Below are 26,905 nucleotides of genomic sequence, written 5' to 3' on the forward strand. Positions count from 1 at the left end.
TCTATCTCCCCCCTTCCACGATAAAGCTGGTCGTTACATACCGCTCACCAAGCGGGTTGGAAGGAGGAACGAAATAATCCCCTTTATAATAAAGATCTGAACTTTTGAGTATGAATGCCCAGCCCGCTTTTCTCTTCTTCGTTTTCTTCCATCCGGACGCGGGCGGCACAAAAGTTTTATTGTCCAGTGATGTATGCATGTATACGAATCTTCCTTTCAAAATCGTTCTTTGTACCCTTGGTAGTACCAATGGTAAGCGCGAGCCAGAATCCGCTGACAAAGTAGCCGCCAATGATGTCACTTGGGTAATGTACGCCTAAATAAATACGGCTGATTCCAATCGCTAAAATCATGAGGGTACTGATGACGATGATAATTGTCCGCCCTGCTCGAGCAGGAATATGGCGCCATACAAGAAAAGCTAATACGCCATACATCGCGAATGCCTCCATTGAATGGCCGCTGGGGAAGCTGTATCCCGTTTCTTCAATAAGACGGTGAAGTGTTGGGCGTTCCCGGTGAAATGAAAATTTCAATGCTTGATTAAGAATCGCTGTTCCTGCAATAACAATAATAAATAAAAGCAGCTCTAAACGATGGTGCAATACTTTATACAGGAAAATCAAAACAACAACGGAAAGGATAGCTACGAAGGAAGTTGAACCTATAAAAGTAAATAGTTTCATCACCTTTGTTAGTGCCGGTGATTCATAGCCCTGTATAAATGATATCACTATATTGTCAAAGCGGGCGATTTCATGTGTGCTAACAAGGCCTGCTACAATAGAAAAACAAATAGCAGCCGCTAAGCTGAGGGAAAAAACATACGTAAATTGTAATCTTCGTGTATTCATTTGGAAACCTCCTGCCATCACTTATCTATTTTTTTCTGAAATAATTTTTGCTGTACACTGAAAAGACAAGGATGGAGTACGGAAAGTTCATATGAAATAATAGGGATTTAACAATTTGATGATGATTATGCCGGGTGCATAAAAAAAAGCGGCGATTTCGCCACTTTAGATTAGCCGCTAAATATTAAGGACGTCTGTAAGCAATGACAGAATAAGTAAAATACTTAGTACCCCGCCAGTAAGAGCCGCCATCCGCTTCCTTCTCCTTCCGGCCCGAGATACCGTTGAGTGAAAATAAAGAACAGACCCTATAACAACAAGGGCGGCTTCCAGCACAATACTGGCCGCCGGCAATTCCCACAGCCCTAAGCCAAACAATGAAAGGTGGCCTGTATTTCCAGGCAGGAAAGGCAAGTCTGCGCGATGCACGACGAAATCAAGCAGCCAGTGGCTAAAGACGACCGATGCAATGACAATCCCGCTCCGCCTTCCCCAGAACTTCCCGGCTAAAAGCCCGGCCAGAAGAGCAAGGATGAGCGTTCCTATCAAGGAATGGGAGTAATCCGCGTGAATCACACTGCCGCCGTACCCGCCGCCGGCTACGGGTGCTGCAGTCTCCAGCCCGGCTAAATAAAGAGGGACAAAAACGACATCGAGCAGCTGCGTGCTCAGCATAAGCGCCCAGAGCGGCACCTCAGGTGATTTCGCTTTCACAGCCGCCGCGAATCCAAAATGCCCTGCAAACATTTAGTCCACCTCTTGTTCTTTAATCGTATGAACTCTTATATCAAGCCAGCCGCAGCCGACCGTAAATAGGACGACAAAAAGTAAAAAACTCATGTTCCCCTCTCCCCCGCGCCTTATTCAGGCTTTGAATTTGGTTTCGTATTTTGTTTCATCGTGTGCATTCCCGCCAGAAAGGCATCGATGAGCAGACGGAACTCACGTTAAGATCAAGTGGAATCCCGAAACCGCCTTTCTGCTCAAGCGAAGCAAAGCCGTGAAAAAGGCTGCGCAGGCCGCGGGTCGCGTGCAGGGCCATGTCACCTTCAAGGCCGAATGACTTCAATACACGAACGGTGAGCTCTACGATTTTGCTTCCCGTCTTCTCAACGTCCGGGTCCTGTGTCGGAGGAATAAGCAGGGTTGCTTCATACAGCCCCGGGTGTACGCGGGCAAACTCGACATAAGCTTCTCCCATCGCTCGTATCGCATCCTCTCCCGCTCGCCCGACGGCCGCGTTCGTCATGGCGCTGTGAAGCTGTTCCAGGCCATGGATGGCAAGCCTGGTACGCAAACCCTGCAATCCATTCACATGATTGTACAGCGATGGAGGGCGAATGTTCAGCTTTTGGGCTAAGGAGGCCAGGGTTACTTCCTGGATGCCCTGTTTATCGGCAATTTCCACAGCCGCCTCCAAAATCGCAGGCAAATCAAGGCCGATTCTTGGAGACATGCTGGGCCCTCCCTTCCTGTGGTAAAAATCCGGAGCTCTGTTCAGCTTCAGCGATAACTCGCTGGATAGCGGCTCCCGGCTGCAGAAGCATGTGTCCGTGCCCGGCAGCGAGTAAGGAAGGATTGTACTCACGCAGCTTGCGGGCGCTCTCCAGCGCCACCTGTTTGCTCCACGTACCAAAGGCGGGGAACGGAAACAAAGGCCGGAGTTGTCCTGCGATCGCCACACCGCCTCTCGTTTGGAAGGCGTCACCGACGATGAAGGCATTCGTGCGTGTATCGAGAAACGCCATAGAACCCGGTGTATGTCCCGGCGCGGACACAGCAAGGAGTGAGCCGATCCGGTCGCCTTCCTCCAATAAAATATCCGGCCGGGTTTTCATTTTTTTAGGTACCCCGCCGCGTATCGGCGTATCCGGTTCATTCGGATCCAGCGTTCGATCTCCGTTCATAATCCGGGCATCCCGCCTGGAGATGAGCACCGGAACGTCCGGAAGTGTTTGTTTTAGAGCATCAAGCGCACCTACATGGTCATCGTGTGCATGGGTAAGAACAATGCGGGTAATCGGCTTCCCGATCCGGGCTGCTGCCTGTAGAATTCCCTTCGCGCTATAAGGCAGCGCAGCATCGATGAGCGTTAGTTCATGCTCTTCCTCTACCAGGTAACAATTAACAGGAAAAAAGCGAGGCAGAAAGGTCAACTGGTAAACTTCTCGTTCACGAATGATTCGCATTACTGTGTCCCCTTTTTATCAAAACTAATATCATTAGTATTAATATAACTAATATAATTAGTTTTTGCAAATGTTATTTTCAACTTCCTTGATAACAATGGTAAAATAGTGATTATCAACGAAAAAGGAGTCCTTCTATGCGTCAATTCACAGCAATCTTCGTCATGTTCACTCTTTTCCTTATTCCTAATCTGGCCTATGCCCATGCTGAGTTAGTGGGCGCGATTCCACTGGCTGATACCGTAATCAAGGAGAAAACAAACGAGCTTCAGCTCGCCTTTGATACCAACATAGAGCAGGGAAGTACGTTTACGGTCCAGGATGAAACGGGAAGAAAGATTCCTGTACAGCAAATTCAAGTACACGGCAAGCAAATGAGCGGTACAACTTCCACAATCCTGCCAAACGGGAAGATTACAGTTGCGTGGTCTGCCATCGGAGCAGATGGCCATACGAGCCAGGGCCATTATCAGTTTCAAGTACAGAACAGAGGAGTAGGGTCGTCCGCCCAGCCTTCCCCGCCGCAAACAGACAGAGGCTGGCTTCCGTATTTACCCCTCTTTCTCGGCGCAGCCGGTATGATTATTTTTGCTTTGGCTTTGTGGTTTATAAAGAAGAAGTCAGACTCAGAATAAACGCAGGTGACAAATATGAACATACAGGAAAAACAGGCAAAAACCATTCTAACCCCGGCCGCGGGCTTTGTCAGCGAATTCTCCCATACGCTAAACCCGTATTCCGGGTGTGCGTTTGGCTGCAAATATTGCTATGTACGGGAAATGCCGATCGCCAGGTTTCGCGATGAGGAATGGGGAACCTGGGTGGATGTTAAGAAGAACGCGGCAGAGCTATTGCCGAAAGAAATTCAAAAGGCGAGAAAAAAAGGGCCCGTAACGATTTTTCTTTCCACCGCTACCGACCCTTATCAGCCTGCCGAATCTAAGTATGAAATTACCCGCTCCCTCCTCGAAGCGATGCTGCTTGAGCCGCCTGATTTCCTGTTCGTTCAAACCCGGTCCCCGCTGGCGAAAAGGGATGTTGATTTATTTCAACAGTTCGGAAAGAAGATACGGGTGAGTATGACAATCGAAACGGATCTTGAGAAAATACGAAAACTGTTTACCCCATCCGCCCCGCCGATTGCGGCTCGTTTGAGCGCTTTAAAAGAAATAACAGAAGCAGGGGTGCCGACGCAGGCGGCGATCTCTCCCCTCCTCCCCTGCACCAAAAATATCGCCAGGGTGTTGAGAGAAGTCACAAGCCGGGCCGTCATTGATAATTTCTTTATGGGTGACGGCAGCAGGGGCAAACGGACGGAAAAAATGGGAATAAGGAAAATTTACGAAGACCATGATTTGTTATCCTGGTATGACCCGGACGCCTACAAGTTTGTTTTGGAGCTGCTGAAACAGGAGTTTGACGACGTTGAACTGCTCATATCGAATCAGGGATTTGTTCCTTAGTCCGCATTACATTTTCCATGAGGAACGCGATAAAAGCATCATCCCGCAGAAGCCAGGCCGAATGATTTCTCTTGATATACCGTTCCGCCTCCGCAAATGAGGAAAAAGATGGCTCAATAACGCTCCCGTTCCGTTCAATCACCCAATTGTTTTCTCCGGACGGATAAATAAAAAAGGTCTCTTCCTCCCGATTCCCGTACAAGCACCCGTGTTTTGCCTGCTTTACATTGTAAACGTTTCTGAAGGCATCAAACCCCATCGGTTCCATCCGGAACGGTTCAGCAACATACCACTGGTAGGCTGGCTCGGTTAACGAGCAGCCCGCTGCCTTGGCGTGGCCGCCCCCGCCGAAATGGCTGGCAATTTCTGATACATCAATATCATCGTGAATGGTGCGGAAGCTGATTCGTTTCCCCCCTACATTCAGGATTGCAATGTAGTCCAAATGAGGGTTGTCTTTCCCTAACTCATTACCCAGCTCCGAGTGATAAGATTCCGCATGGACAATGCCGGCGCAGCGGCCCTCGATAAAAGTCTGCACCATTTCGCGCCTCTTTCTCCGAATGTACCGTTCAATTTTGTCGTCTTCCATATCCAGTATCTTTTCTTCGAAATCATCGAAGAAAAAATGGCCGTTGTTTTTAATCCTTTGAATCATCCTCTCTTCAAACTCGTCGATGGAAACCATGAAGAAAAGATCATTTAACCGTTTGGCCTGGATGTTTTCATTTTTCTCCCACTCCCAAATATCATACTGGCGGACAAGCTCCACGAATTCACCCAGCGCACTGGATGGTTCGATCAACTTCCTCTCCAGTAAATACTCATAAAACAGCGAGGTGGCACAAGCAAGGCGGCCGTCTTCGTATTCAACCTTCACCATCCCCCATTCATATTCGTTAAAATGAAGAGCGGTCTTATGGTGATCGATGAGTTCTACCTTGCCCCCATCCTGAAAATACTCGTTCAGCCGCTTTTCGATTTCTCCGTTAACGGACAAATCGGTAATGAATAAGGTTCCGTCTGCTTTCCCTCTTTCTAAAAAACGCGCGACTTGAAAATTTAACCCGGAAACGGAATTATAGCGGATTTCTACCTTGTCACCAAACGCTAACTTGGCCACGATCCCGCATCCCACCCCATCTAAATCGTTATGCGAGTATAAATAGTGCATGGGTTCCTCCTGCTTTTTTGTTTTATTATGCTGCATTTATGGGCGAAATATCGGGCGGTTTTGCGGATGCTATTTGCTGTTTTGAAACAGAGGAAAAGACACCCCGGAGAGTGTCTTCCTTTTGTTTAGATTAAATTTTTCAGCTTGAGCCTGGATTCGGCTATTTTTCACCTTCGTGCATGAGAATGTTAATTCCTTTAAGCGTTAAAACAAGTGTAAGTACGATAAGAAGAACAGCTGCTGTTAACATCATTTTCTTCATCTCCCTGAGGTTTTCTATATAAGTGAGATTCTATTATGATTGTACTTCAATTTTACCCGCATAAACCGGCGAACTTTTGTCTAGTTTTTGAAAAATGTAATGGGTTTGTTTAGATGGGATAGCAGGCCCTCCCCTGGTTACATTACTACTGAGGGAGGTGAAAAAAATGGCGGAAAAGAAGAAAAACATCCAGGAGAATGTGCACGCTGAGCTTGGCGGGATGGGGCTTTATGGAACAACAGGAAACGTTGAAATTGCAGGATACAAGATGTCAGGCGATATCGAAAATGCCGGGCGGCTGGATAAGGGTTTCAAGAAAGAGAAAGGCCATGCGGGAGCAACAGCGTCCCTGACAGACAATCCGCAGCGGGATTAAATGAAAAAAGCCCCTCTCTTCGGATGAGGGGCTGTGTTATAAATACCATCGCCTGGCTACAGTTTGTTAATCATGTCCATCAGGCTGGGGCGATCGACACCAAAAAGATTCTTCTCCACATAAATGTGGTACATAAATTCTTCGATACTGAAAGCAATTGTGATAAGGGTGAACAGAAAAAAATGGCCGTACCCTATGGAAACACCCAGCCAATGATGAACCGCTAATAGGCCGCCAAAGATGAGCGGGATATCGATCAGAAGGGCTGCTGTGCTGCCCAGCGCCGGCAAAATAACTAAATCACCCAGCAGGAACGATACCGGTGCAAGTACAAGAACGAGTATAAGTACGTGATAAAAAGGTTCGTTATAGACAAGGCCGATAAACAAAGAGAAATTGACCGTGAATCGGAGGAGCTTAATTAAAAATGCTTTCCCGTACTTCATTTCGGTTGCATTCATCTCCTTTGCCTTACGATTATTTATGGCTTATAAAACAGCAGCGACGCGAGCAGCATGGCAAAACAGAGTATCGCGTATTTAAAATAGGTTGCTGTCCTTTTCTTGCGGAGCGCGGCTATAGTTGCCAATAAACCAAATACAATCATTCCTACAAATCCTAAAAGACTAACAAGCGGCCAGATACTGCTCCCTCCTATCCATTCGAAAATCATGAATATATACTATTTTTACATCCTTTTTCTAATTTTTCAACAACGCACAAAAAACAAGAACTACGACCGTAGTTCTTGTTTTTAAACGATCGTTTAAATTAATAAATTGAACAAAGACGGATTGTTGTTAATTTCCATGTATTCAATCTGGTGAAGGTCCAGGCGTTCGATGAGCGGTGTATAGTCCTCCGGCTTTTTTAACTCGATGCCCACAAGCGCAGGCCCGTTCTCTTTGTCGTTTTTCTTCGTATATTCAAACCGGGTAATGTCATCATTTGGACCGAGCACATTATCAAGGAATTCACGGAGTGCCCCGGCGCGCTGCGGAAAGTTAATAATAAAATAGTGCTTCAATCCTTCATAAATAAGCGAACGTTCCTTAATTTCCTGCATGCGGTCAATATCGTTGTTGCCGCCGCTTACGATACAGACGACGTTTTTGCCCCGCAACTGCTCCTTATACTGGTCAAGCGCAGCAATCGAAAGCGCACCGGCGGGTTCGGCGACAATCGCATTCTGGTTGTAGAGATTCAGAATCGTCGTGCAAACTTTGCCTTCCGGAACGACCGCAATGTCATCCAGGACGGAGCGGCAGATGTCCAGCGTCAGCTCTCCTGCCTGTTTCACTGCTGCCCCGTCGACGAATTTATCGATTTTTGCCAGCGCCACCGGCTTGTTTTGCGCGAGTGCCTCCTTCATAGATGGAGCCCCGGCCGGCTCCACGCCTATCATTTTAGTGGAAGGGAGATGCTCTTCATATACGTCCCGATTCCGGATATAAGACCGCCGCCGCCGATAGCGGCAAACACGTAGTCTACTTCCTCGGACATTTCCGCCATAATTTCCATGCCGACCGTTCCCTGGCCTGCGATGATTTTCGGATCGTCGAATGGATGAACAAAGGTCCTGCCGTTCTCCTCCGTATATTTCACTGCTTCCGCGTATGAATCATCAAATGTATCCCCGGTTAATACGACTTCTACCCAGTCACCGCCAAACAGCTTGACCTGCGATACTTTCTGGCGCGGGGTGGTAGCGGGCATAAAAACCGTTCCCGAAATCCCAAGGGAAGCACAGGAGAAAGCAAAGCCCTGCGCATGGTTGCCGGCACTCGCACATACAACGCCCCGTTCCCGTTCTTCCGCGGTTAAATTGCGGATATGGTTGTACGCCCCGCGGATTTTAAACGAACGGACAATTTGTAAATCTTCACGTTTTAAATAGACGTTACAGCCGAACTGTTCCGATAAAATCTGGTTTCTCTGCAAGGGTGTTTTTTCCACCACATCTTTTACTGTATGGTATGCCAGCATAATATCCTCTACGGTAACTCTTGCTGTTGTTTTATTCATCTCTCTCCGCTCCCTATATCTTTGCATTAAGATTGATTATAGAGATCTCGGATCTGCCTGTCAATTTTGAGTTAAGTATGTATTTTCTCTTCTTCACTCACAATGGCGGCCTGTCCTCTTATTTGGGTCTTTATGATTTCGCTGTCCCTCATCGTACACTCGGCATGTAAAACGCTCGGTTTCCCCATGGCATCGCCCTGCTGTATTGTGACGGATGTCCATTCGGATGAATCATCGCCCCCAACGACGTTGTAGTTTGCCAGGTATGCTCCCAGAGCGCTGGCAGCGACACCTGTGGCTGGGTCTTCGTTGTATCCGGCACGCCTGGGAAACTGTCTGGCCGAAGCAACCGGATTGGTTCCTTGCTCCTTCAGTGCATAAGGATAAACGCCGGTTACCTCGAATTCATCGCATAGAGACCATAATTTCTCAAAGTCCGGCTCCATCGCATGTACGATGCCCTCGCTTCGAACCGGTACGATTAGCTTGGCTCTTGAAGTGGAGACCGATTGGATTGGGCTAACTGATTCATCAATGTCGGATTCGTCTATCCCAAGAGCGGAAGCGATCTGGGACCTGGAGGGAACATGACTTGAGAAGACCGGCGGGAATTGCTCGACGGTAATGTCGAATTCATTTGCATTCGCGGCATATTTCACTGTGATGATACCTAACGGGGTTTCAACCTTGATCGTCGGCTTCGTTATGGTTCCTTTTTTCTTTAATACGGTGGCAGCTCCTACCGTGGCGTGTACACACATCTCCATTTCATGGTTAGGAACGAAATACCGCAGCCGTATATCCGCTTCCGGATTTTCAGGCGGCAGGACAAAAACAGTTTCCTCTCCAAATTCAGCTGCCAGTGCCTGCATGTGTTCGGTGGAAAGGTTCTCTCCTCCGAAGACGACCGGACAGGGATTTCCGCCCTGTGGAGCTGAGGCAAATACTTTTGTATGGACGATGGATAATGTTTCGTTTTTCACTTAATCAGCTCCCCTTTATTGTTTCTTCGATAAAAGACACACACTCATCTGCAATCGTTTGCTTATCATTATCTAACGTAGCGACATGATAGGAATGCTCTAACACAATTTTTCTTTTCTTATCCGATTCAATCTTTTCTAAAATAACATCCGAATTTGCCGGGGGGACGACGTGATCTTCTGTTGACACAAAGGCAAGCGCCGGGCAGGTAATCGACGGGAGTTCGTTTCTGACGATATCCGTCAGTTCAAGCAGCTCTTTGATTGATCTGACAGGCGTTTTTGCATAGGCCAGCTCCTGAACGCCTTCCGCTTTAATATCTGACCTTCTTCAACAGAATGGATCCACTCCTCATAGGTTGAGTTTTCCATGTCCTCGTAATGGGTGCCGTGGCCTTTTAATCTTGGTGCGTATACCGTAAATCCGCGGCTTGCCAGGTGCTCAGCGAGGTAGCGCATGCTCTGGGTCGTACCTGTGAAACCATGCTGGACAAGAACGCCTATGTTGTTTCCCTGCGCAAAAAAGGGTTCTGCACCCTGTAAGACGGGGTATTTCTCTTCCATGTTTTTCTCCTCCCTTTTATCGTTACTCCAGTAAATCCGGCTGTTCCTTTACAATTCGGTCCCAGAGCGGCTGGAATTGAAACCATCCGGCCAGTGGGTTCCCCACCTAAGCAGCGGTTACCTTCGCATGTTCATGAGGAATAAGGGTAGGTGTACCGGCTGCTTCTGCAAGCAGCTGTGCCTGGCAGGAACGTTCCATCGTTATGAACCACCAGGCCGCCTCATCGACGGTCTTCCCTACCGTCAGCAAACCGTGATTGCGCAGAATGGCTGCCTTACGGTTTCCTAAGGCCTGGCCAATCTTTCTTCCCTCCTCTGTTTCAAGAACAACACTGATATAATCCTCATATAAGTTATGATCCTCATAAAATGCACAGGCGTCCTGTGTAAGTGGATCCAATAATCTCCCTAAAGAAGACCAGCTTTTCCCATATACAGAATGAGCGTGGGCGGCTGCAGGGAACGCATTTGTGCTTTGTTTGCAGGTTGGATGGCTAAGTTAAGATTTTCCATCATGATCCCTCCTTTTTTTACTTGGTTACTATTTTAAATCATTTTGTTATAAATATCTTATATATATTTTGACTATTCTGCAATTACCAAGAGAAATGAATGCCAAAAACCCGCCTGTCATGCTGGCGGCGGGTTTTTATCAGGTAGTATAATAATTCCTCTTGGTTTGTCGTTATTTCTGTAGTGCTGTTTCCAAATCCTCTGGCTTTTGATACGGGTATGTTGCCTTTTCCTTATCACTATTAATTAAATAAATTTGCTCAGCGTCCCAATATCTAATTCTTAACCACACATTGACGAGGTTTTTCTTCTGAAGATCCTGCAGCAGTGCAAAAACTCGTTGGTGTTCCCCAAGTTTGCCTGCCATATCTTTTGGAAACTTATCTTCTAGTGCTACTTGTATATCATTACTTTCAAATCGATCCCCATATGTATTTCTCAAGTCTTGGATGGGTGGCAGTTTCTCTAAAGGAATATTTAATTTTTTTGGAACGATAACATTGGCTGTTATATTTTTAATATGAAATCCATGCTTTGTGAATATATCCTTCGCTTCTCTTTCGAACTGCTGATCCCATATTTGGTCAATAATCGTATAGGGGGGAAGATTGCGGAGTTCGCCCGCCATTCGGCTAATGGTGAAGGTTTGGTCCACCCCTTCCATCTTGAGAGTTACCTCATAAAAGTTGCCCCCCTCGGTTGGACGGTAATGTACGTCTGTCACGGTAACATTACGGTTGTACACTTTCTCCAACTGAGGCTCAACAATTTCTTTTACTTCTGAATCAGATAGTGATGGAGTTTGCATATACCAGATCAAGCCTCCCAGTATCATAATACCTAGAATAGTAAACTGTAAAATAATGCTTCTTTTTTTCATCTGTCTCTCCTTTTATTTTACATTTATGACTATTTTCTTTAACCACTCCAATCTTTCAATTACCTTCTCATCATTTGAATGGTAGCCCGTTTTCAAATCTCTTATTTCATCATTTAACTTTGAGATTCTTTCTTCTCTCTCTTTTGGAGACTGATCGAATTGAGGTGCGTTTAGGCTTTTGATCTTATCTTCATGGTCATCAATTTCTCCAGCATTTACTTCATCAGGGACATTCCGTTCTCCTATGCTTTGATACTCGCCAAGCTCCTTGTATTCAGCGATTGTTTTATCAATTTCATTTAATAACGCCGTTCTCCCTGCATCTGATTTTTGATCAGGGTGAATAGAATTCCAGTCATAACTCCATCTTCGTGCGTTCTCATATTCCAGAACGCTGCCTGTCAAATCCTCCAGGTGTTCCTTTGTGACAATTTCGTTGTCAATCGACTTTGTCATAGGTAAATCTCCTTGACCTGAACTAACAAGGATAGAACCATCCTTATCAAAACGAAAATGATTTAAAATTCCATGCGGAAAAGAAGAGTGTTCTGCATTAGGCACAGGGATGTTTAATCCTGGAGAATACTTCATGCGCAGAATCGTATGATTTTCTGAAACCGGGTCATCGTCTGTCCGGAAATGAACCATTTTTTTATTGTCATTTTTTAGATACATTGATTTGGTTTCTTCACTGAACCTTGGAGCGTTAAACGTTACGGCAGCAACATTGTACTTGCTTGCCATGGTTGTAGCCAGCCAGCCTCCGAGGGAATGCCCGGTTGTTGTAATTTTACCATTTTTCCCTACCTTCTTTTGTACTTTTTCCACAAAGTCTTCGGCTGATTTATATTGCGAAGAGGCAGGAATACGCGGGCCTGCCGCCCCAAGAACTCCTAATATAGGCACACCAAACACACCCGCAACATCTTCGCCTATGTCTTTCCAGCCTCCTTGAAAAACTTTATCTCCTTCCGTTCCGCGGAAGGCTACAATATACTGATCTGTTCCAATTACTCGAAATAAGCCGGCATCCATTCCGTTCCAGTAATGATTAACAAGCTTATCGTCAATTGGAATAGGCCTAAATTTACCGTCTACTCCCAACAACTCTAATCTCTCTATTATCATAAATCGCCGCGGATAGCTTCGCATATTCTTCTGGCGTCACATTGTGAAACATTTCTTCCATTAATTCCTGCTCAGAACTGAGCTTTGTCTCTCCACTGCCCACAAATCCCGCAAGACGCTGTAACAATGCGGTAGGCAGCATAGAAAGAAAATCAGCTTTTCAACGAAAGGGTTTGGGGAGTCAAGCCCGGCTGCACCTAATGATACGGAAGAAAACCGGCAAAAGAACCAGCGTGTTGAAATGATTATTAAACCCGCTCACCCCTAGCCGAATTCATCTGATCGTATAAGTGTCTCTTCCCGGGCACCAGACATATGAATATAGAGGAAACGGGAACTCCCGGGATTTATAAAAAGAGGGATGCAAATTGGAAAACAAAAGCGTACGATACGAACCGCTGCCAAAATGGTCTGAGCTTACATATGCCGGTGAAAAACGGCTTCCGCCCAGTGTAAGTCCAGAAACTGGGTCCTGGCCGATGTATTTTCTGCGGAGCAGTGGAAAAGGCAGGTTCACCGATTCTCGCCGCAGAGCCGTGAATCTGGATATTGCTCATCCGAGTACAATCGATTTTGCCGGTGAGCAGTTGAAGGAAGTGAAGGATACGCTCAATCGGCTTACAGAAACACAAATTACAATCGCAAAGTACTGGGATGCCGGGCCGCCAACCAAGCAGTGGACGCCGATAGTTGACCGGCTCGTTGATACGTACAGCGTTCCGGCGCCGCAGGCGGCACGGATTCTGGCTGCTGTTCATGCGGGAATTAGTGATACGTTCGTCGCAACATGGTATTTAAAATATAGCTGGCAGGTGCCGCGGCCCAACCAGCTTGATCAAGAGCTCGCTACCCTTCTATGTACGCCCTACCACCCAAGCTACCCCGCCGGCCACGCAACGGTTGCGGGCTGTACCCAGGTCATTTTAAGCTACTTCTTCCCGACCCAAGCGGACCGCCTTGAGGTGCTGGCAAAGGAATGTGCTGCTTCCCGCATCTATGGCGGTGTCCATTATCCGGCTGACTGTACGGAAGGATTGCGCCTGGGCCGCCAGATAGGCAGCATTGCTGTAGACTATCTGAAAAATCAAACAGATGGTGACGACAAAAAGATTGACAAACCGATAACTGAACATTTGCCGGCTGATCTTGCTCCTCCCCCTTATAAACAGGCGATTCCATATCATTACAAGACAAAATGCACCTCCAAAAGGCTTACGCTTGCCAAAAAGAAAAAAACAAAAAGATAGATAGGAAAAACATCGCGGGCATGCCCGCGATGTTTTTTAGGCTGTCGAGAAACCCCTGTTTTCAAAAGATGATAGTGCATATTATCAGACATTTAATAATACAGACTACTTCTTAAAGTATTAAGCAGGCTCAATCCCCCTTCTCTTTAATTCATCTATGATCATTTTTAAAAAATCATCATCCAATCCGAGTGTTTTTGCCTCGAAATAAATAGATAATAAATCTTCGTCACTTAGTAGAGATAATGAACTTGACTTGTCCATATTTCACCCCTCCACAATAAAAATAATAAAACCAATAAATACAACAGGGTTTGTCTTTGTAAATGAATTTGCTCTATTACCATAAATGGGGGTTGTTCAGTAGGAAATGAATTTTGAAGTTAACTATAAACACAGGGGGCAAATCCTTAATTTTCGGAGAAATTGGGGAATAAATTAATTATACTACTGTGAAAAAAGAATGTCAGATCCGAATTAAGGAACTAATAACAACAAACAAGACCCTAATCGGAAATGGAAAGCATGTATAGCAAAATAGCTTCACTGAATAAAGTGAGGTATTTGTAATAAGCAAGGAACCCCTTTGTACATCAACCAGCGGGGTTCCTACTACTTTTTATTAAACTATTCTCCCATTAGCCACCCATGCAGCGAGACTGCACCACAGACTGTCGCACCCTATACGGGTAGCACTGGTAGCACTCATGGGAGATTAACCCTTTTTGGTTGTTGCACCAGCCAAGCCTTTTTCTATACCTAGGTATTGAAGGCCTTTTACATTCTGATTGTTCCAAGGGTTAGCCCTGCATCCACATTTAGTGTAGCCCCTGTAATGAAACGGGCCTGCTCAGATGCAAGAAACAGAACAGCCTGTGCCACATCCTCGGGATTTCCTGTTGTGTTAAGTGCATTCAACCCTTTTGAGAACTGATTCATTTTATTGGCGATTTCCACGGGGATTCCCGCAGTTACATTAAAATCGGACGCAATCACACCTGGTTGAATGAGGTTTACTCGAACACCTTGTTTACCCCAGGAGGCAGCCATTCCTTTCGTCAATGCAGCCACTGCTCCTTTACTTGCCATATAAACGAGTTCGTTTGCAAAGGGTCGCTCCACTACTGCTGAACCTAAATTTACAATGTTCCCCGATGTCTTCTCTAAATGTGGTAATCCAAGTAATGAAAGTTTGTAAACAGCTTTTACATTGACATCAAATATTTGATTAAACTCTTCATCTGTCGGTGTACGGCCAAAGACTCCGATTCCAGCATTATTAACCAATACATCTAATCGGCTACACATACTTAGTAATTTTTCTAAGGCTGCTTTTAGTTCTTCATCAATTGAAGCTTTTATTCCACATAGTCTACGTTGTTATCCTGGCACCATTCCATCGCTATTTGTTTATAGCATTGGTCACGATAGGAATACCATTGTACATCAATTCCTAATTGCACTATTATGTCCTTAAACCTCCTGAAAGTACCCTTTCCCTTAATTAAGTTTAGCATCAATGCTTGGTTCTTTTCATTTCGAATCGTTAAACAAAAGTCCTCCATCATTTCGTATTCATTGATTTCGAACTTTGTTGGTAATTCCTTGTAGTCTTCAAAGTTTTCAACTACGTCATAAGCAATTTTTAAATCCTCTTGCTGCCAATTAGGTAAGTGGTCCATTGGCTCTTCATCTTCAGCTGCTCTCAAATTATCTTCGGATACTGAAATTACATCCCCAGTATTGGTATTTAAAAAGGTACGAATGCTATCAGCCTGCACTTCTATACCTTCAATAATATCTTGAAGCTTTACTTGAATACTCATTTTTATCAATTCACCTTCTAAAGTTTACTTTTATGCTATTAATATATTTGCTAAACTCATAGATGTAAAATTGCATAATGTTATGTAGTATTGCCTTTTCCTCCAAAGGAACTCGTTGTAAATCTATATCCATGGACAATTATCCCCCTGTTGTATTAAAAACTTCGGGATTTATTGTGATTTAAATCCCATTTTTAATTATGCATACCTGTTTTACACTCTTCAACTATACTATCCCTGGCGAATGAAAAAGTTCGTCGTGTTGTACATATTCTTCGCATTTTGGCACATCTATTTAAAATATGAATACATATGATGTCCTTTTTTAATTATAATTTGTTGTGTTCTGTATTCACCACAAAAAAACTCCTGCCTCGGTGGCAGGAGTTCGTGGAGATACTATGTTCGATTTTCAAGCAGCTTGCGAAGCTCATCGGGTTGATAGCCTTTTACGGCTTGCTGGCCTACAACAGTGACCGGTACGCCGAGAAATCCATAGCGCTCCACTTCTTTCTGAAAGTCTTTATTTGTTAGAACGTCCCGCACTTCAAACGGAATGTTTTCTTCCTTCAGAAAACGTTTAACCAAATCGCAGTCAATACAGCCTGCTGTTGAGTATATGACAACTTCTTGTTTCATCTGCGTACCACCCCATTGATGAATTCAAAACATGTATCCATTATAACCGTGGACGTTTAATATAGAAATAGGGGGAAGGATAAATCTTATTTCACTTTTTTGCTGTATTTGACTATGGTACCGTCCCGGTTCGTTCTAGAATAAAGCGATGACCTTTGATAAAATAAAAATTTATGGCGGTATAGATGCGTCTGTATCGTTTGATACTATGGGTGGGTGAGGGACTACGTAGAAAGAAGGTTGCATTGTACACTAAGATGGACAAATACTTTGGCTTAAATAAAAGCAAAACGACAGTGAAAAGAGAACTGCTCGCGGGCATGATTTCCTTTTTTACCATCGTATATATTATTGCGGTTAATTCATCGATTTTAGCGGATGCCGGTATCCCTGCAGAAGCAGGCATCATTGCGACCGTGCTTGCATCGTTCGTCGGTTGTCTGCTGATGGGATTTGGGGCAAATGCTCCGATCGTGCTTGTGCCCGGGATGGGTATTAATGCCCTGTTTTCCTATACGATGGTACATACGATGGGGCTATCCTGGCAGGAAGCGCTCGCCGCTATTTTTGTATCGGGTCTTATGTTTACCGCCGTAGCCTTTACGCCTCTTTCCAGCCTTATCACAAAGGCGGTTCCGGAGTCATTGAAGGAAGCGATTACGGTTGGGATTGGACTATTCTTAGCCTTTCTCGGGCTACAAAAAGGCGGGATTGTCGTTGCCAACCCGGTAACCTTTGTAGCGCTCGGCGATTTTAGAGACCCGCGTTTGCTGCTTACGCTCGCTACCCTGCTCATTACGTTAATTCTATTTATCCGCAATGTGCCGGGGAACTTTCTCATCAGTATGATTGCCGGTACGCTGCTGGCTGTCCTGTGCGGGCAAATTGACATCAGCCATGTTGGAATCACATCCTTTGCCTTCGGCAGCTATGCATCCGTGTTCGGCGCGATGTCGTTCGGGAGAATCCTTTCTTTTCCTTTCTGGGTTGCCGCCTTTTCGATGGCGCTCGTTCTTGTCTTTGAAAACATCGGACTTGTTCACGGCCATCTTCGCATGGCCGAAAAACCGGAGGCATTTGATGCAGCGATGCGGGCAAGTGCGTTGTCCGTTATCTCGTGCGGAATACTTGGGACAAGTCCGACGGTTTCAGCGGTAGAGAGCGCGGCCGGTATTGCAGCGGGCGGAAAAACAGGGCTGACTGTCATTACAACAGGTGTTCTTTTCCTGATTTCCCTGTTCTTTATTCCGCTCATTGAAGTGATTCCGGATAGTGCCATTGCTCCTATTCTCATTATTATCGGCGGCCTGATGATCCAGAGTGTGCAAAATATCGATTTCAAGGATTTTTCCGAAGGGTTTCCCGCCTACCTCGTTATCGCTTTAATTCCGCTGACTTACAGTATTGTGGATGGGATTGCCTTTGGATTTATTGTGTATCCTTTGTTGAAAATCGCGCTTGGAAAAGCGAAAGAAGTTCCCATTCCGCTTTATTTTATTGCCGGTTTGTTTTTGCTTAATTTTACGCTTCATGCGCTTGGGTAATTATATGAAAGGCCCTCTTCCCATTATGAGAGGGTCTTTCTATTAAACATGTGCTTGTTCGATTTGAAACCACACATCCTTAAAATCCACCCAGCCTCCTGGCCCTACTTTCACACCCTGGAGCGAAGGATGAAACGTAGTGCTGACCGACTTGTATACAAGAAATACCATCGCGTATTCCTGTTTTAACCTTTCCTCAATGGCCTGCAGCTTCTGCGTGCGGGCCTCTTCATTTTGTTCAGCCAACACCTGGCGGATGCTTTCATCGATAAAGGAAGCAAGCCCCTCATCAACATGGGCTCTTAGAAAGCTGTTAACCGAGTAGTAACATTCGATAAGCCGAATCACTCCCTCGCTTAGTACGGGTTCAAACAAAGTGAAATCGGCCTTCTCCATGTTTTCTCTCACCAACATATCAGCCCACGAAACGATCGTAACATCAATGTGAATCCCGTATTTTTTATATTCTTCTTTCAGCCAGTAAGCATCCGGCGCATGACGCCGGTATGCAAATAAATGAAGGATTTCGCCGGAATAGCCAGACTGCCGCAGCATGCGCAGGCCTTCCTCCGGATTCCAGTCCTTATCAAAAGCCTGAACATGCTCCCCCAGCTCGAAACTGCTTGCCGGGTACAGGCGGGGTTCTCCAAGCCCGGCCACCATTCGCTGCCGGTTAACCAGGTGGTGCAGTGCTTTACGAAAATATAGATTTTGCAGGATGCCTTCTTTTTTTGTGTTCATCGTCATAATGTTGCTTCCGCATAAGCTCTTTGCTTCCGTCCAGTTACGGACAGGTGGCATAGCCGCCTCCCCCGTATGAACCATAAGCAGGTCGTTTTCGAATTCAAATGTGAGGCTTCCATGCGATTCAGGAACGATAATAATCTCGATTCGATCCATAGGCGCACGGCCTTGAAAATACGAGTCAAACGCTTCAAGGACACAAATCCCGGGCGTCCATTTCGTGACCTGGTAAGGTCCCGATCCGATCGGAAGCGCACCCGCAGCTCTCTTTCCTTCTTTGTACACATCCGACGGTACAATTGAAGCCGGCGCAAAGCTTAAGAACAGCAGAAAAAGGTAATTTGGCTCCTTTAGTGTAATGTGGACGGTATACCGGGACAGCGCCTTGATTTCACTGATGCCTTTAACAAGCCAGTTTTGCGGGCAGGCGTCACTGCGTAAACGCGTTAAGCTGTATACAACATCATCAGCGGTTAATTCTCTCCCATGGTGAAAATGGATGCGTTTGCGAAGATAAAACGTCCACTCTGTACCCTGCCCGTTTGCTACCCAGTGGTGGGCAATTCCACCTGCGATTTTATGGGCCTCATAATCGTACTCTACAAGGGTGGCGAAGACTTGCTTAATCATATGAGAATCAAAGGCATAGTAGGATTGTGCGGGATCCAGAGTGTTGATCGTCCGGTAAATGGGCAGCTTGAGTGCTTCAATACTCCGATTTTCTTCCTCCTCTACCTGGTATCCGAAATAACCTGATAACCAATCTACAAACCGTTCCTTCGTAGCCGGATTCTCACTGAATTCCAATAGAAGCTGGAAAGCGGCTTCCACCTCTCCGTTTCGCACCAGCTCCTTTGCTTTCTGTACGACAAGTTCTTCCGTATGGATGAGAAAGGTAAGTTCGGAAGTGTTTCCCCTTCCCCGTCCAGGTACAAAGGAAAGCCATTTTACATCGATCATTTTTGTTAGGATAAGCTTCGCGTTCCGTGGGGAACAAAATAGAGCCCCCGCAAGCTCAGCCATCGCCACCTGGAACGTTTCTCCCTCCTTACTCTGAGGGAATGATTTTCGTAATTGAAGGTAATCATTTGCAAGCCGCACCTGACTTCCTCCTTTCTTCGCTCAAAAAGTTGAAATATGTAAAAGAATTTCTACCATTTTTCATTCGCTCCCCTCCCCTTACAATGAAGGCAAACATACTTTGAAAACTTTGGGGGAGTCATTATGTCAGTAAGCGCATCAACTACGGTAAAGCCGGCATCCATCTGGCGAAGCAAAACGTTTACGATGCTGTTAATGAGCAGTTTTTTGTTAACGGTAGGGAATAAAATTTATGAAATTGTCTTGCCGCTCATTATGTACGAAATCACGCATTCCTCTGTATCAATGGCCTCGATGCGTACAGCTGAACTGCTGCCGAATCTATTGTTTGCCGTATTTATCGGCGTCTTTGTTGATAGGGTCAACAAGAAAAAGTGGGTGCTATGGATGGTTGGAGCGCAGGCGGTTCTCCTGTTCGCCCTCGCCTACCTTTTCAAAACAAATAACCAGGCGCTGTACCTGTACTACATCGCTGGCTTTCTGCTTATGACGTTTAACTACGGCTATTTCAATGCCCAGGTCAGCCTGACCAAACTTAGCGTTCCTCCGAGTCACCTCACATCAGCAAACGCGAAGTTCACGTTCGTTGAAACGTTCGTGAGTGTTATGGGGCCCGCCCTTTCGGGGATGATTTTCTTATTGGCTGATTTGTCTGATGGCGTTCTTATTACGGCGATTTGCTATCTCCTCTGCTTACTGTTTATGTTCCAGCTTTCCGTAGAAGAAAGCAAGGCAGAAAAAACGAAAGGCCATTTCTGGCGGGACATTCAGGAAGGCTGGATCACGTTCAAAACAAACGACTTGTTATGGATGGTGACGATTTTTGTTGTTTTTCTAAATTGTACCATGACGGTTGTAAGCACGACGATTGTTTTCTATGCGAAAGACGTCTTGCACCTCTCATCCTCTTTGCTGGCGGCCGTGTTATCCATCTCAGGCGTTGGCGGTTTGCTCGGCAGCCTGCTGATAAACTGGCTGCGCCCGCGCATCGGGCTGGGGAAGATTTTTGGAATGTCCGCTTTTTTAAATGGATCCGCCTACATTGGTTTGTATTTCTGTACCAATCTTGCCGTGTTATCCGTTTCCCTTTTTATCATCGGCTTTGCCCTGTCCATACACAGCACCGCTGTCTATACATTAAGGCATGAGCAGACACCTGGCCATCTGATGGGAAGAATCGGCGGCATTACAGGGACGATTTTCCGGGTAGCATGCCGATAACGATGTATTTCTCTGGATGGATGATTGTATGGTGGGGAACTTCCTCGATCTTTATTAGTTCGGCTATTTGGAATCTATGCACCTTTGCTGTTTTGGTGTGTACACGTCTATGGAAGGTTCAATAGGAAGAAAAGATTTGATTTTGGTTGACAGTTATTTTTCAGATTCATTATTATAGAAGAGATGACTCCTGCCAGGCTCACATACTGGCAGGAGTTTGTTTGTTTGCGTAAAGAAGGTCATAATGGAAAAAGATGAGGTGATACGATGGTTTATCTTTTTGTTGGAATTTGGGGTATACTCGGCTCCGTTTCCCGCTATTTGCTGGGCGTGTGGACCGGGGGCGGAGCCCATCTCTTTCCTTACCCGACTCTGTTCATCAACCTGCTGGGCTGTTTTATCCTGGCCTTTTTTTATACGGTAACGGCGGAGCGCTTTTCTGTACATCCTCACTTTCGCACTGGATTTGGGACCGGCTTTGTCGGTTCATTTACGACGTTTTCTGCCTTTAGCTATGAAACGCTTGAACTTGTGCGGGCAGGGCATTTGAGTTTAGCGATCCTTTATATCCTTTTAAGCCTGGTGGGCGGCTATGCCTGTACTTTACTCGGGATATGGCTGGGAAACGGCAGGGAAAAAGAAAAGGCACGGGAAAGCAGGATCGAATGACGGATGTGCTGTGGGTTGCGGTTGGCGGTTTTGTGGGAGCGATGAGCCGGTTTTTTGTAGTCAACTTCATTGGAAAACGAATGAATTCTCCTTTTCCATTCGGTACCTTTACCGTGAATATGGCCGGTTCGTTTTTGCTTGGCCTTCTGTACGGTGCGGGCACAAACATACATATCACAGCGCTGCTTGGCGCCGGGTTCTTAGGCTCGTTTACGACGTTCTCTACGTTTCAGTATGAAATTGCTCAGCTGGGCGCTATTGGAAAATGGAAGCAAAGTATTTTATATGTAGGGATTAGTGTTTGCGTGGGGGTCGCTGCGGCCGGGCTTGGTTTCTGGATCGGGAACAATAGATGATAAAAAGCAAACCTCCCCCCGCTATCATGATAATTTCAGGCTCACTTTAATTTTTGATTCTCTTTTTGCTCTTTACCGGGTAAGGGAAGCAATCCTGCGCCGGGTTTTATGGGATTGAATTTATTCGAAGGCAAAGGAGTCAGTCCTGCCCGTGGTTTTACAGGCTTTGCTTCGTTCCGGGGCAAAGGTGTCATCCCTTCCCCTGGCCGCAGATCACTGTTGTTTTTGCCAGGCAGGATCTGTTCTTTATGCGGCTTTTCTGCTTTTACAACAACAGGAGAACTCGTCATATTGTTTGATGTCTGGGCACCGGGAACCCCGGGCAGAAGAAACATAGACAAGGTAAATAGACTTACATATTTCCTCAAGTCATCGCCCCCTTTATCAATGTAGACGAAGGGGGGCATAGAAGGTTGCAAGGATCTGGAAAAACCTCTAGACTGTTCTTTTCCGTGTGTAAATGAAAACGAAGGCAAGGATGAGCAGGCCTGCAGCAATCAAAGGAAAGCTGTACTGGTGAATATACATCTCCATCCTCCTCCATTCCTGCCCTAGTGTTTTTCCGATTGTTATAAAAACAAGAATCCACACGATACCCCCACTATAAGCGTAGAGAGCGAACTTGTGGTAATTAAAGCGTGAGATTCCCGCCAGGTAAGCAGTGATGTGCCTGACCCCGGGAATAAAATAGCCGATGAAAAGGAGGAAAGGGCCAAACTTATTGAAAAGTTTTTGCGTACGCTCAATTTTCTCCTCTGATATATGAAGCCAGGGGCCAATCTTTTTTAAGAATGCTAATCCAAGAAGGTGTCCCAGAAAGTAGCTTACTGTGATTCCGGCAAGTGCGCCAACCGCGGCGCTGAGTAGAGCAAGAGGATAAGACATGTCCCCATGATAAACGAGGTAACCTACATATGTAAGCAGTATTTCGTCAGGCAGGGGCAGGCCGACGATTCCTCCGATTAGTGCGAGAATAATCCCAAAATAGCCGTAGTGTGTAAGCAGAGAATGCAATTGATGTTCCATACGTAACCACCAATGAATGTATTGTGTAATACGTGTTATAGATACAATGTTTCCAGGCGAAATTGATTAAACATACTAATACAAGCATTATGCCCTATTTAGCCCCAACTTTATTGGGCAAAACAAAAATATAGAAATGATTTTTTCATATCTATATTTACTTGTAGCACAGGTTGCCTGTAAAAAATATCCATTCTTTAAATTGACTGAGTAGCTATGAGTCTTGACTTTGTTGAATTTTCTGCTATTTTTATTCTTTATTGTTTCGATGAGTTTTAAGCAGCCTTTATGCATAGGCACAAACATGATACACAAAAACAAGGTTATAAGACCCTTATATGCTATTACATGAGATAAAGCTGGATCCATCTTCACACGGAGCTTTTCTTTTTTATACTTAATACCCTACTGTGTTCAGATAAAACCGAGACGCTCCGGCGCTCCTCTAACCATATTTCAACTTTATATTCCACTACGTTCAGATAAAATGGTAACGGTCGTGTGTTTAATACTTTGCGCGTTGAAGTCTTTATATCCCACTACGCTCAGATAAAACGCAGGTCATGACGCAAACAGCACCGCCGGAACTTCCACTATGTTCAGATAAAACACAACAGCCGCGGCCCTTGTCCACTGTTAAGATAAACACTTTATATCCCACTACGGTCAAATAAAACAATTCCCACGGTTCCGTCTTCGTTTTTCGTGAAGAGCTTTATATCCCACTACGTTCAAATAAAACTTTATGATTCACTACGAGAAAATCAGCAGAAAATACTTTATATCCCACTACGTTCAAATAAAACAAAATTTAAGACTTCTATGAATACATATACCATATGACCGGCGCAGATATGGCCGGTCTTCCTGTTTCTAAAGACACAACCATTTATCAACTATTGGAGGGCTAACAACCATGAAAAACAAACAACTACAATTACCTGCTGATATCGCTGAAAAGCTTCCGGAACTCTACGCCACCGAGGAGGTTACCTATGCGGAAAAACTGGTCCTGGCGAAGTATTTTTCTCCCTATAGCCATTTTACGTGGTATGTCATTGAAGGCCGCCAAGAGCATGAGGATTACTACCTCTTTTGGGGCATTGTAGACGGTCAGTATCGGGAAGCGGGCTATTTCTCCTTGGAGGAGCTCGAGAGTGTTACCGCTATGAACGGGCAGCTGCCGCTTGTCGAACGTGATGAGCATTTTACACCAAAAACAGTAAAAGAGTTGGGTCTGGCTTAAGCCTGCCCTTCTCTTGTATAATTTAACAAAGGGAGTGTGAAGGAAAATGGACGACAACATTCTTCATCAAGTGCTAACGGCATTATCGACATTGGATCATCAATTTGAAAAGCTCAACAAACGCTTCGACGAAATGGATCAGCGTTTCGATTCCTTGGAGGAAAAAGTGGATACCATCGAGCGTAAAGTGGATGCGATTCGCAATCAAGCCGCTTTAAATACGGAAGAAGCGTCAAGACTGAACGACATCGAGCAGGATGTAAAGCTGCTTAAAAAAATCATCGTAAACCAATAGGGAGAGTGTCTATATGCCGAAAGAGTTTTCCGACGTAAAAAAAGCCGTATTTGATGTAGAATGGCACCTTGAAAAAGCCGTGAACGCATTAAAAAATGTCGGTGATTATTCGTTTTCTGAATCTGACCCAAGCGAAAAGGGACTTGCCCGTACTTTTTACGAAGTGGGGGACAGGCTCTCATGGGCATTTTCGCGCATCCAGTATCTAAAAAAAGACATTGAGTGTGAAGGTTTGCTTCGCAAGAACAGCCAGGGGCGATATGAACTCCCAAACGGAGATTATTTCACATCAGGCAACACGATTGAGTTCCTGGATGAGCGTCCTGAAACGATAGATTACTATGGAGGCTCCATGTGGCTTCTCTCCCGTGTAGAACATGCGGGTGACTACATCACTACTCTTGGAACGGACGTGTCAGTAGATGGCATTTACGCTCGTTCACGCCGATAACTGTTTTTAGTTTGCTTGGTATGCTTGAACTCAGGGCTGGCATCGGTTTTTATCCTGAGTATCTTGAAAAGAAAAAAGTAGGGACGGCGATAAGCTGTCTTTTTTTATTGATAAAATAGTTCTATATATTACTTATTTAGGAAATTAAGAAACAAACTTCTACAATTTAAAATATTTCCTATTGAATTAATCTATACAAATGTTATAATTTACTAGAAAAGACTACATCTAGAACATACATAGGAGGATTGAGATATGAAAAGAAAAAGCTTGAAAAAGGGAGTTGCAGTTCTTCTATCTTCACTTGCGCTTACCCCTCTTTTATTGATGAACGCAGCACCCGCATCCGCTGCGATTTCAAATAAGAACACATGGTTGTATAGCACGAATAAAGGTGGAAATACGCCACTCACCTTTAATATTTATAGCACGTATTCCGAAAGTGTTACACAAGATGCCTCGGTAAACGCCATGTACTTTAATGTAAAAAAGGCATATGTGGAGTTTTATCATGGATTAGCATATCCTTTTGGCGGTCCATTTACGGAAAGTTCCTACACAAATTATTATTCAGACGGCGTTTTACGAGGAACACTAAGACAATTTGTCCCATCTTCGGAGAGTGTTCTTGTAGCTGCTGACTCTGCTTACTGGAATCTAATCAACAATACCCAAGCAAAACTAGCGTTGAACTCAACGAACAAAACAGTGGAACATGTGGATTCTCTTGATCTTGGTACCGGGTTCTATCCGCGTATTTTCAGTCCTACGTTCACATTTAAATTATAGGGAGGGTGGTACACGTGAAAAAGAAAGTAATAGGTGGTCTGATTTTGTCATCCGCTTTGGTTGCTAGTATTGTAGCGGGCACGGCATACGGTACATGGACTCCTGATCAGGATAAGCAACTCGGTGAAAAATTTGCTCAAAATGAAAAGGCAGCAAAAGTTGTGGGAACTGCGAAGGGGGAACCTGTATTATCTACTGATATTAAAAACAAAGAGGACTTCCTAACGAGTGTACAGAAAATAGACCCTACCGAGGCGTCCAAGCAAGCAATCGATGAAGCTTATACGGAAGCGTTAGTGTATAAAGAAGCAAAAGATAGGCATGTAGATGTTTCATGGGACGATGCGTTAGCATTCGCAAAAACACAACGGGATATCCTAGAAAATAATAAATCTCAAAATGCGGATGAAGTGGAAACAAGCATAAAAAAAGTCATTGAAGGTCTTGGAATTTCCGAGGAAGAATACTGGACAAAATACGTAGTAAAGAACTATCAAAAGATAAATTCCATCGCTGCTCTGCAAGGGGACGTCACAAAGGACGAAACTGACCCGCAGAAAAAAGCTGAGAAGTGGCAAGCATTTGTAAACAATTTGAAAAAGGAAAATCCCTTTAAAAATCAGAACCAGTAACATTGAACAAAAAGAAGCGTTCCTGCATAGCTGTGGGTACGCTTCTTTTTATCGATTTTCCTTTCCACTCTTTTTAAGTCGGAGCTCTTCTCCATACTTAGGCGTGTGTTTTGTATCCTCGGTATTCTCCGTAACCTTTTGGATAGGCTGAGTGGATTGCGTTCTCCCTAGCATAATATCGTCAAATGGTGTGTAGTTACTTCCTTTTGGCATTTCCTTTTTTCGTATGATTTTCACAATATAAACTACTGCTATCAAACCAAAAACAATATAAAGTAAGTATCCCAACCTTGTACCTCCCCTTACTACACTCCTGCTGTTAGCTTTTCAAGCGGTTCCCATTACATGATTTTATTTTATCACAGTAACAAGGGCAAAGAAAGAAATTACGGTAATTAATTACAGAAACCTACAAAAATACGTTACTGATTGGAGGATGACGCAACGATTTATTCTCAAGCCAGAACAAGACCCCAACCTATTGAGCAACGGCTCCCTCCCTGGGGAGTCTTTTTTTTTCGTATAAGAGTTTATATATCGCTTTAAAGTATTAAATTCGGAAGAGGACCGTGAAATCCTTTTCTCTTTATTCACACCACAGAGAAAGTTTTATTATACCGGGACCGTACGGTCCCAAGTTGCAGAAAAATATTGCGGGGCGATGAACGCTCTTTTCTTTCCCCTTGTGGAGCGTGTGGCACAGAGGGC

33 protein-coding genes and 3 pseudogenes are annotated in these 26,905 nt (G+C 44.9%); 13 read left to right on the forward strand and 23 right to left on the reverse strand.

Going from position 1 to position 26,905, the window contains the following annotated elements:
- Position 1: 1 nt before the first annotated feature.
- From MBEAL2_RS12980 to MBEAL2_RS13000, 5 genes and pseudogenes are all read right to left on the reverse strand, one after another.
- Positions 2–199: a hypothetical protein gene (locus MBEAL2_RS12980; protein WP_047152726.1), complete on the reverse strand. Its 198-nt coding sequence runs from the start codon at positions 197–199 to the stop codon at positions 2–4.
- Positions 177–854 carry a phosphatase PAP2 family protein gene (locus tag MBEAL2_RS12985; RefSeq protein ID WP_161798209.1) on the reverse strand — a complete coding sequence of 226 codons (678 nt, stop codon included), beginning with the start codon at positions 852–854 and terminating at the stop codon, positions 177–179. The genes MBEAL2_RS12980 and MBEAL2_RS12985 overlap by 23 nt, the downstream gene beginning before the upstream one ends.
- Positions 855–1,031: 177 nt before the next feature.
- Positions 1,032–1,601, reverse strand: coding sequence for a hypothetical protein (locus MBEAL2_RS12990; RefSeq protein ID WP_047152728.1), 570 nt, complete (start codon positions 1,599–1,601; stop codon positions 1,032–1,034).
- A 113-nt stretch (positions 1,602–1,714) separates the two neighbouring features.
- A pseudogene (locus MBEAL2_RS12995) lies at positions 1,715–2,310 on the reverse strand (TetR/AcrR family transcriptional regulator).
- On the reverse strand, positions 2,288–3,043 hold the full coding sequence (locus tag MBEAL2_RS13000) for an MBL fold metallo-hydrolase (RefSeq protein WP_047152729.1): 756 nt from the start codon (positions 3,041–3,043) through the stop codon (positions 2,288–2,290). The pseudogene MBEAL2_RS12995 and the gene MBEAL2_RS13000 overlap by 23 nt, the downstream one beginning before the upstream one ends.
- Before the next feature lie 137 nt (positions 3,044–3,180).
- Here MBEAL2_RS13000 and MBEAL2_RS13005 point away from each other — a divergent pair, with 137 nt between their 5' ends.
- Both MBEAL2_RS13005 and MBEAL2_RS13010 read left to right on the forward strand, forming a co-directional pair.
- A complete protein-coding gene (locus MBEAL2_RS13005) occupies positions 3,181–3,678 on the forward strand; it encodes a copper resistance CopC family protein (RefSeq protein WP_047152730.1) in 498 nt (165 codons plus the stop codon).
- Between the two features lie 15 nt (positions 3,679–3,693).
- Positions 3,694–4,506, forward strand: coding sequence for an SPL family radical SAM protein (locus tag MBEAL2_RS13010; RefSeq protein ID WP_047152731.1), 813 nt, complete (start codon positions 3,694–3,696; stop codon positions 4,504–4,506).
- Here the strand turns inward: MBEAL2_RS13010 and MBEAL2_RS13015 are convergent.
- Positions 4,478–5,680, reverse strand: coding sequence for a DHH family phosphoesterase (locus tag MBEAL2_RS13015; RefSeq protein ID WP_047152732.1), 1,203 nt, complete (start codon positions 5,678–5,680; stop codon positions 4,478–4,480). The two genes, MBEAL2_RS13010 and MBEAL2_RS13015, sit on opposite strands and share 29 nt — an antisense overlap.
- Positions 5,681–6,108: 428 nt before the next feature.
- Here MBEAL2_RS13015 and MBEAL2_RS13020 point away from each other — a divergent pair, with 428 nt between their 5' ends.
- Positions 6,109–6,318 carry a hypothetical protein gene (locus MBEAL2_RS13020; RefSeq protein ID WP_047152733.1) on the forward strand — a complete coding sequence of 70 codons (210 nt, stop codon included), beginning with the start codon at positions 6,109–6,111 and terminating at the stop codon, positions 6,316–6,318.
- A gap of 56 nt (positions 6,319–6,374) precedes the next feature.
- Here the strand turns inward: MBEAL2_RS13020 and MBEAL2_RS13025 are convergent, their stop codons facing one another.
- The 9 genes and pseudogenes from MBEAL2_RS13025 to MBEAL2_RS31775 form a co-directional block, all read right to left on the reverse strand.
- Positions 6,375–6,764, reverse strand: coding sequence for a DUF2512 family protein (locus tag MBEAL2_RS13025; RefSeq protein ID WP_047152734.1), 390 nt, complete (start codon positions 6,762–6,764; stop codon positions 6,375–6,377).
- Between the two features lie 35 nt (positions 6,765–6,799).
- A complete protein-coding gene (locus MBEAL2_RS31770) occupies positions 6,800–6,991 on the reverse strand; it encodes a hypothetical protein (protein ID WP_047152735.1) in 192 nt (63 codons plus the stop codon).
- A gap of 93 nt (positions 6,992–7,084) precedes the next feature.
- Positions 7,085–8,343 (reverse strand): annotated as a pseudogene (ilvA, locus tag MBEAL2_RS13035) (threonine ammonia-lyase IlvA).
- Between the two features lie 71 nt (positions 8,344–8,414).
- On the reverse strand, positions 8,415–9,326 hold the full coding sequence (locus MBEAL2_RS13040; protein ID WP_052947700.1) for a PhzF family phenazine biosynthesis protein: 912 nt from the start codon (positions 9,324–9,326) through the stop codon (positions 8,415–8,417).
- Between the two features lie 4 nt (positions 9,327–9,330).
- A pseudogene (locus MBEAL2_RS13045) lies at positions 9,331–9,890 on the reverse strand (alpha/beta hydrolase).
- A 106-nt stretch (positions 9,891–9,996) separates the two neighbouring features.
- Positions 9,997–10,290, reverse strand: a complete 294-nt coding sequence (locus tag MBEAL2_RS13050) for a class II aldolase/adducin family protein (RefSeq protein ID WP_236692828.1) — start codon at positions 10,288–10,290, stop codon at positions 9,997–9,999.
- A gap of 285 nt (positions 10,291–10,575) precedes the next feature.
- On the reverse strand, positions 10,576–11,283 hold the full coding sequence (locus MBEAL2_RS13055) for a hypothetical protein (RefSeq protein WP_047152736.1): 708 nt from the start codon (positions 11,281–11,283) through the stop codon (positions 10,576–10,578).
- 12 nt (positions 11,284–11,295) lie between these two features.
- Positions 11,296–12,387, reverse strand: coding sequence for a Tle-like phospholipase domain-containing protein (locus MBEAL2_RS13060; RefSeq protein ID WP_047152737.1), 1,092 nt, complete (start codon positions 12,385–12,387; stop codon positions 11,296–11,298).
- The gene (locus tag MBEAL2_RS31775; protein WP_047152738.1) at positions 12,371–12,553 is read right to left on the reverse strand and encodes a hypothetical protein; all 183 of its coding nucleotides are present in this window, start codon (positions 12,551–12,553) and stop codon (positions 12,371–12,373) included. Before MBEAL2_RS31775 ends, MBEAL2_RS13060 begins: the two co-directional genes overlap by 17 nt.
- 226 nt (positions 12,554–12,779) lie before the next feature.
- On the opposite strand from MBEAL2_RS31775, the gene MBEAL2_RS13070 reads away from it, so the two are divergent.
- Complete coding sequence (locus MBEAL2_RS13070; protein ID WP_152667789.1) at positions 12,780–13,658, forward strand: vanadium-dependent haloperoxidase; 879 nt, start codon at positions 12,780–12,782, stop codon at positions 13,656–13,658.
- A gap of 120 nt (positions 13,659–13,778) precedes the next feature.
- Here the strand turns inward: MBEAL2_RS13070 and sda are convergent, their stop codons facing one another.
- The 4 genes from sda to MBEAL2_RS13085 form a co-directional block, all read right to left on the reverse strand.
- Positions 13,779–13,922 carry a sporulation histidine kinase inhibitor Sda gene (gene sda / locus MBEAL2_RS30215; protein WP_082129926.1) on the reverse strand — a complete coding sequence of 48 codons (144 nt, stop codon included), beginning with the start codon at positions 13,920–13,922 and terminating at the stop codon, positions 13,779–13,781.
- 513 nt (positions 13,923–14,435) lie between these two features.
- A complete protein-coding gene (locus MBEAL2_RS13075) occupies positions 14,436–15,020 on the reverse strand; it encodes an SDR family NAD(P)-dependent oxidoreductase (protein ID WP_369405501.1) in 585 nt (194 codons plus the stop codon).
- Positions 15,017–15,484 (reverse strand): UPF0158 family protein, encoded by a 468-nt coding sequence (locus tag MBEAL2_RS13080; RefSeq protein ID WP_047152805.1) that lies wholly within the window; start codon positions 15,482–15,484, stop codon positions 15,017–15,019. Before MBEAL2_RS13080 ends, MBEAL2_RS13075 begins: the two co-directional genes overlap by 4 nt.
- A 399-nt stretch (positions 15,485–15,883) precedes the next feature.
- Positions 15,884–16,123 carry a glutaredoxin family protein gene (locus MBEAL2_RS13085; protein WP_047152739.1) on the reverse strand — a complete coding sequence of 80 codons (240 nt, stop codon included), beginning with the start codon at positions 16,121–16,123 and terminating at the stop codon, positions 15,884–15,886.
- Between the two features lie 257 nt (positions 16,124–16,380).
- On the opposite strand from MBEAL2_RS13085, the gene MBEAL2_RS13090 reads away from it, so the two are divergent.
- Complete coding sequence (locus MBEAL2_RS13090) at positions 16,381–17,667, forward strand: NCS2 family permease (protein ID WP_047152740.1); 1,287 nt, start codon at positions 16,381–16,383, stop codon at positions 17,665–17,667.
- A gap of 42 nt (positions 17,668–17,709) precedes the next feature.
- Here MBEAL2_RS13090 and MBEAL2_RS13095 read toward each other — a convergent pair whose 3' ends face one another.
- Positions 17,710–19,512 carry an ABC transporter substrate-binding protein gene (locus MBEAL2_RS13095; protein WP_047152741.1) on the reverse strand — a complete coding sequence of 601 codons (1,803 nt, stop codon included), beginning with the start codon at positions 19,510–19,512 and terminating at the stop codon, positions 17,710–17,712.
- A gap of 123 nt (positions 19,513–19,635) precedes the next feature.
- Here MBEAL2_RS13095 and MBEAL2_RS13100 point away from each other — a divergent pair, with 123 nt between their 5' ends.
- From MBEAL2_RS13100 to crcB (MBEAL2_RS13110), 3 genes are all read left to right on the forward strand, one after another.
- Positions 19,636–20,733 (forward strand): MFS transporter, encoded by a 1,098-nt coding sequence (locus MBEAL2_RS13100; protein WP_052947702.1) that lies wholly within the window; start codon positions 19,636–19,638, stop codon positions 20,731–20,733.
- A gap of 267 nt (positions 20,734–21,000) precedes the next feature.
- Positions 21,001–21,402: a fluoride efflux transporter CrcB gene (crcB, locus tag MBEAL2_RS13105; protein ID WP_047152742.1), complete on the forward strand. Its 402-nt coding sequence runs from the start codon at positions 21,001–21,003 to the stop codon at positions 21,400–21,402.
- Entirely contained in the window at positions 21,399–21,758 is a 360-nt protein-coding gene (gene crcB, locus MBEAL2_RS13110) for a fluoride efflux transporter CrcB (RefSeq protein WP_047152743.1), read from the forward strand. The genes crcB (MBEAL2_RS13105) and crcB (MBEAL2_RS13110) overlap by 4 nt, the downstream gene beginning before the upstream one ends.
- 41 nt (positions 21,759–21,799) lie before the next feature.
- Here the strand turns inward: crcB (MBEAL2_RS13110) and MBEAL2_RS13115 are convergent, their stop codons facing one another.
- Together MBEAL2_RS13115 and MBEAL2_RS13120 are read right to left on the reverse strand one after the other, a co-directional pair.
- The gene (locus tag MBEAL2_RS13115; RefSeq protein WP_047152744.1) at positions 21,800–22,126 is read right to left on the reverse strand and encodes a hypothetical protein; all 327 of its coding nucleotides are present in this window, start codon (positions 22,124–22,126) and stop codon (positions 21,800–21,802) included.
- A gap of 67 nt (positions 22,127–22,193) precedes the next feature.
- A complete protein-coding gene (locus MBEAL2_RS13120; protein ID WP_047152745.1) occupies positions 22,194–22,784 on the reverse strand; it encodes a DedA family protein in 591 nt (196 codons plus the stop codon).
- Between the two features lie 916 nt (positions 22,785–23,700).
- On the opposite strand from MBEAL2_RS13120, the gene MBEAL2_RS13125 reads away from it, so the two are divergent.
- The 5 genes from MBEAL2_RS13125 to MBEAL2_RS13145 all read left to right on the forward strand — a co-directional run bounded on the left by MBEAL2_RS13125 (position 23,701) and on the right by MBEAL2_RS13145 (position 26,197).
- Complete coding sequence (locus MBEAL2_RS13125) at positions 23,701–24,030, forward strand: DUF2958 domain-containing protein (RefSeq protein ID WP_047152746.1); 330 nt, start codon at positions 23,701–23,703, stop codon at positions 24,028–24,030.
- Positions 24,031–24,076: 46 nt separating this feature from the next.
- A complete protein-coding gene (locus MBEAL2_RS13130) occupies positions 24,077–24,325 on the forward strand; it encodes a hypothetical protein (RefSeq protein WP_047152747.1) in 249 nt (82 codons plus the stop codon).
- A gap of 13 nt (positions 24,326–24,338) precedes the next feature.
- Positions 24,339–24,776, forward strand: a complete 438-nt coding sequence (locus MBEAL2_RS32270) for a hypothetical protein (protein ID WP_047152748.1) — start codon at positions 24,339–24,341, stop codon at positions 24,774–24,776.
- A gap of 255 nt (positions 24,777–25,031) precedes the next feature.
- Positions 25,032–25,565, forward strand: a complete 534-nt coding sequence (locus tag MBEAL2_RS13140; RefSeq protein ID WP_047152749.1) for a hypothetical protein — start codon at positions 25,032–25,034, stop codon at positions 25,563–25,565.
- A 14-nt stretch (positions 25,566–25,579) separates the two neighbouring features.
- Positions 25,580–26,197, forward strand: a complete 618-nt coding sequence (locus MBEAL2_RS13145; RefSeq protein ID WP_047152750.1) for a hypothetical protein — start codon at positions 25,580–25,582, stop codon at positions 26,195–26,197.
- Between the two features lie 48 nt (positions 26,198–26,245).
- On the opposite strand, the gene MBEAL2_RS13150 is transcribed toward MBEAL2_RS13145, so the two are convergent.
- Positions 26,246–26,485 carry a DUF3951 domain-containing protein gene (locus MBEAL2_RS13150; protein WP_047152751.1) on the reverse strand — a complete coding sequence of 80 codons (240 nt, stop codon included), beginning with the start codon at positions 26,483–26,485 and terminating at the stop codon, positions 26,246–26,248.
- Positions 26,486–26,905 lie beyond the last annotated feature (420 nt).

This window comes from Aneurinibacillus tyrosinisolvens, from assembly GCF_001015055.1.
GTDB classification, from domain to species: domain Bacteria; phylum Bacillota; class Bacilli; order Aneurinibacillales; family Aneurinibacillaceae; genus Aneurinibacillus_A; species Aneurinibacillus_A tyrosinisolvens.

Bases quoted from the DNA above. Each gene is read 5' to 3' on its own strand.
- MBEAL2_RS12980 (WP_047152726.1), bottom strand. From the start codon at position 199: ATGCATACATCACTGGACAATAAAACTTTTGTGCCGCCCGCGTCCGGA.
- MBEAL2_RS12985 (WP_161798209.1), bottom strand. From the start codon at position 854: ATGAATACACGAAGATTACAATTTACGTATGTTTTTTCCCTCAGCTTA.
- MBEAL2_RS12990 (WP_047152728.1), bottom strand. From the start codon at position 1,601: ATGTTTGCAGGGCATTTTGGATTCGCGGCGGCTGTGAAAGCGAAATCA.
- MBEAL2_RS13000 (WP_047152729.1), bottom strand. From the start codon at position 3,043: ATGCGAATCATTCGTGAACGAGAAGTTTACCAGTTGACCTTTCTGCCT.
- MBEAL2_RS13005 (WP_047152730.1), top strand. From the start codon at position 3,181: ATGCGTCAATTCACAGCAATCTTCGTCATGTTCACTCTTTTCCTTATT.
- MBEAL2_RS13010 (WP_047152731.1), top strand. From the start codon at position 3,694: ATGAACATACAGGAAAAACAGGCAAAAACCATTCTAACCCCGGCCGCG.
- MBEAL2_RS13015 (WP_047152732.1), bottom strand. From the start codon at position 5,680: ATGCACTATTTATACTCGCATAACGATTTAGATGGGGTGGGATGCGGG.
- MBEAL2_RS13020 (WP_047152733.1), top strand. From the start codon at position 6,109: ATGGCGGAAAAGAAGAAAAACATCCAGGAGAATGTGCACGCTGAGCTT.
- MBEAL2_RS13025 (WP_047152734.1), bottom strand. From the start codon at position 6,764: ATGAAGTACGGGAAAGCATTTTTAATTAAGCTCCTCCGATTCACGGTC.
- MBEAL2_RS31770 (WP_047152735.1), bottom strand. From the start codon at position 6,991: ATGATTTTCGAATGGATAGGAGGGAGCAGTATCTGGCCGCTTGTTAGT.
- MBEAL2_RS13055 (WP_047152736.1), bottom strand. From the start codon at position 11,283: ATGAAAAAAAGAAGCATTATTTTACAGTTTACTATTCTAGGTATTATG.
- MBEAL2_RS31775 (WP_047152738.1), bottom strand. From the start codon at position 12,553: ATGCTGCCTACCGCATTGTTACAGCGTCTTGCGGGATTTGTGGGCAGT.
- sda (WP_082129926.1), bottom strand. From the start codon at position 13,922: ATGGACAAGTCAAGTTCATTATCTCTACTAAGTGACGAAGATTTATTA.
- MBEAL2_RS13080 (WP_047152805.1), bottom strand. From the start codon at position 15,484: ATGAGTATTCAAGTAAAGCTTCAAGATATTATTGAAGGTATAGAAGTG.
- MBEAL2_RS13085 (WP_047152739.1), bottom strand. From the start codon at position 16,123: ATGAAACAAGAAGTTGTCATATACTCAACAGCAGGCTGTATTGACTGC.
- MBEAL2_RS13090 (WP_047152740.1), top strand. From the start codon at position 16,381: ATGGACAAATACTTTGGCTTAAATAAAAGCAAAACGACAGTGAAAAGA.
- MBEAL2_RS13100 (WP_052947702.1), top strand. From the start codon at position 19,636: ATGTCAGTAAGCGCATCAACTACGGTAAAGCCGGCATCCATCTGGCGA.
- crcB (WP_047152742.1), top strand. From the start codon at position 21,001: ATGGTTTATCTTTTTGTTGGAATTTGGGGTATACTCGGCTCCGTTTCC.
- crcB (WP_047152743.1), top strand. From the start codon at position 21,399: ATGACGGATGTGCTGTGGGTTGCGGTTGGCGGTTTTGTGGGAGCGATG.
- MBEAL2_RS13120 (WP_047152745.1), bottom strand. From the start codon at position 22,784: ATGGAACATCAATTGCATTCTCTGCTTACACACTACGGCTATTTTGGG.
- MBEAL2_RS13125 (WP_047152746.1), top strand. From the start codon at position 23,701: ATGAAAAACAAACAACTACAATTACCTGCTGATATCGCTGAAAAGCTT.
- MBEAL2_RS13130 (WP_047152747.1), top strand. From the start codon at position 24,077: ATGGACGACAACATTCTTCATCAAGTGCTAACGGCATTATCGACATTG.
- MBEAL2_RS32270 (WP_047152748.1), top strand. From the start codon at position 24,339: ATGCCGAAAGAGTTTTCCGACGTAAAAAAAGCCGTATTTGATGTAGAA.
- MBEAL2_RS13140 (WP_047152749.1), top strand. From the start codon at position 25,032: ATGAAAAGAAAAAGCTTGAAAAAGGGAGTTGCAGTTCTTCTATCTTCA.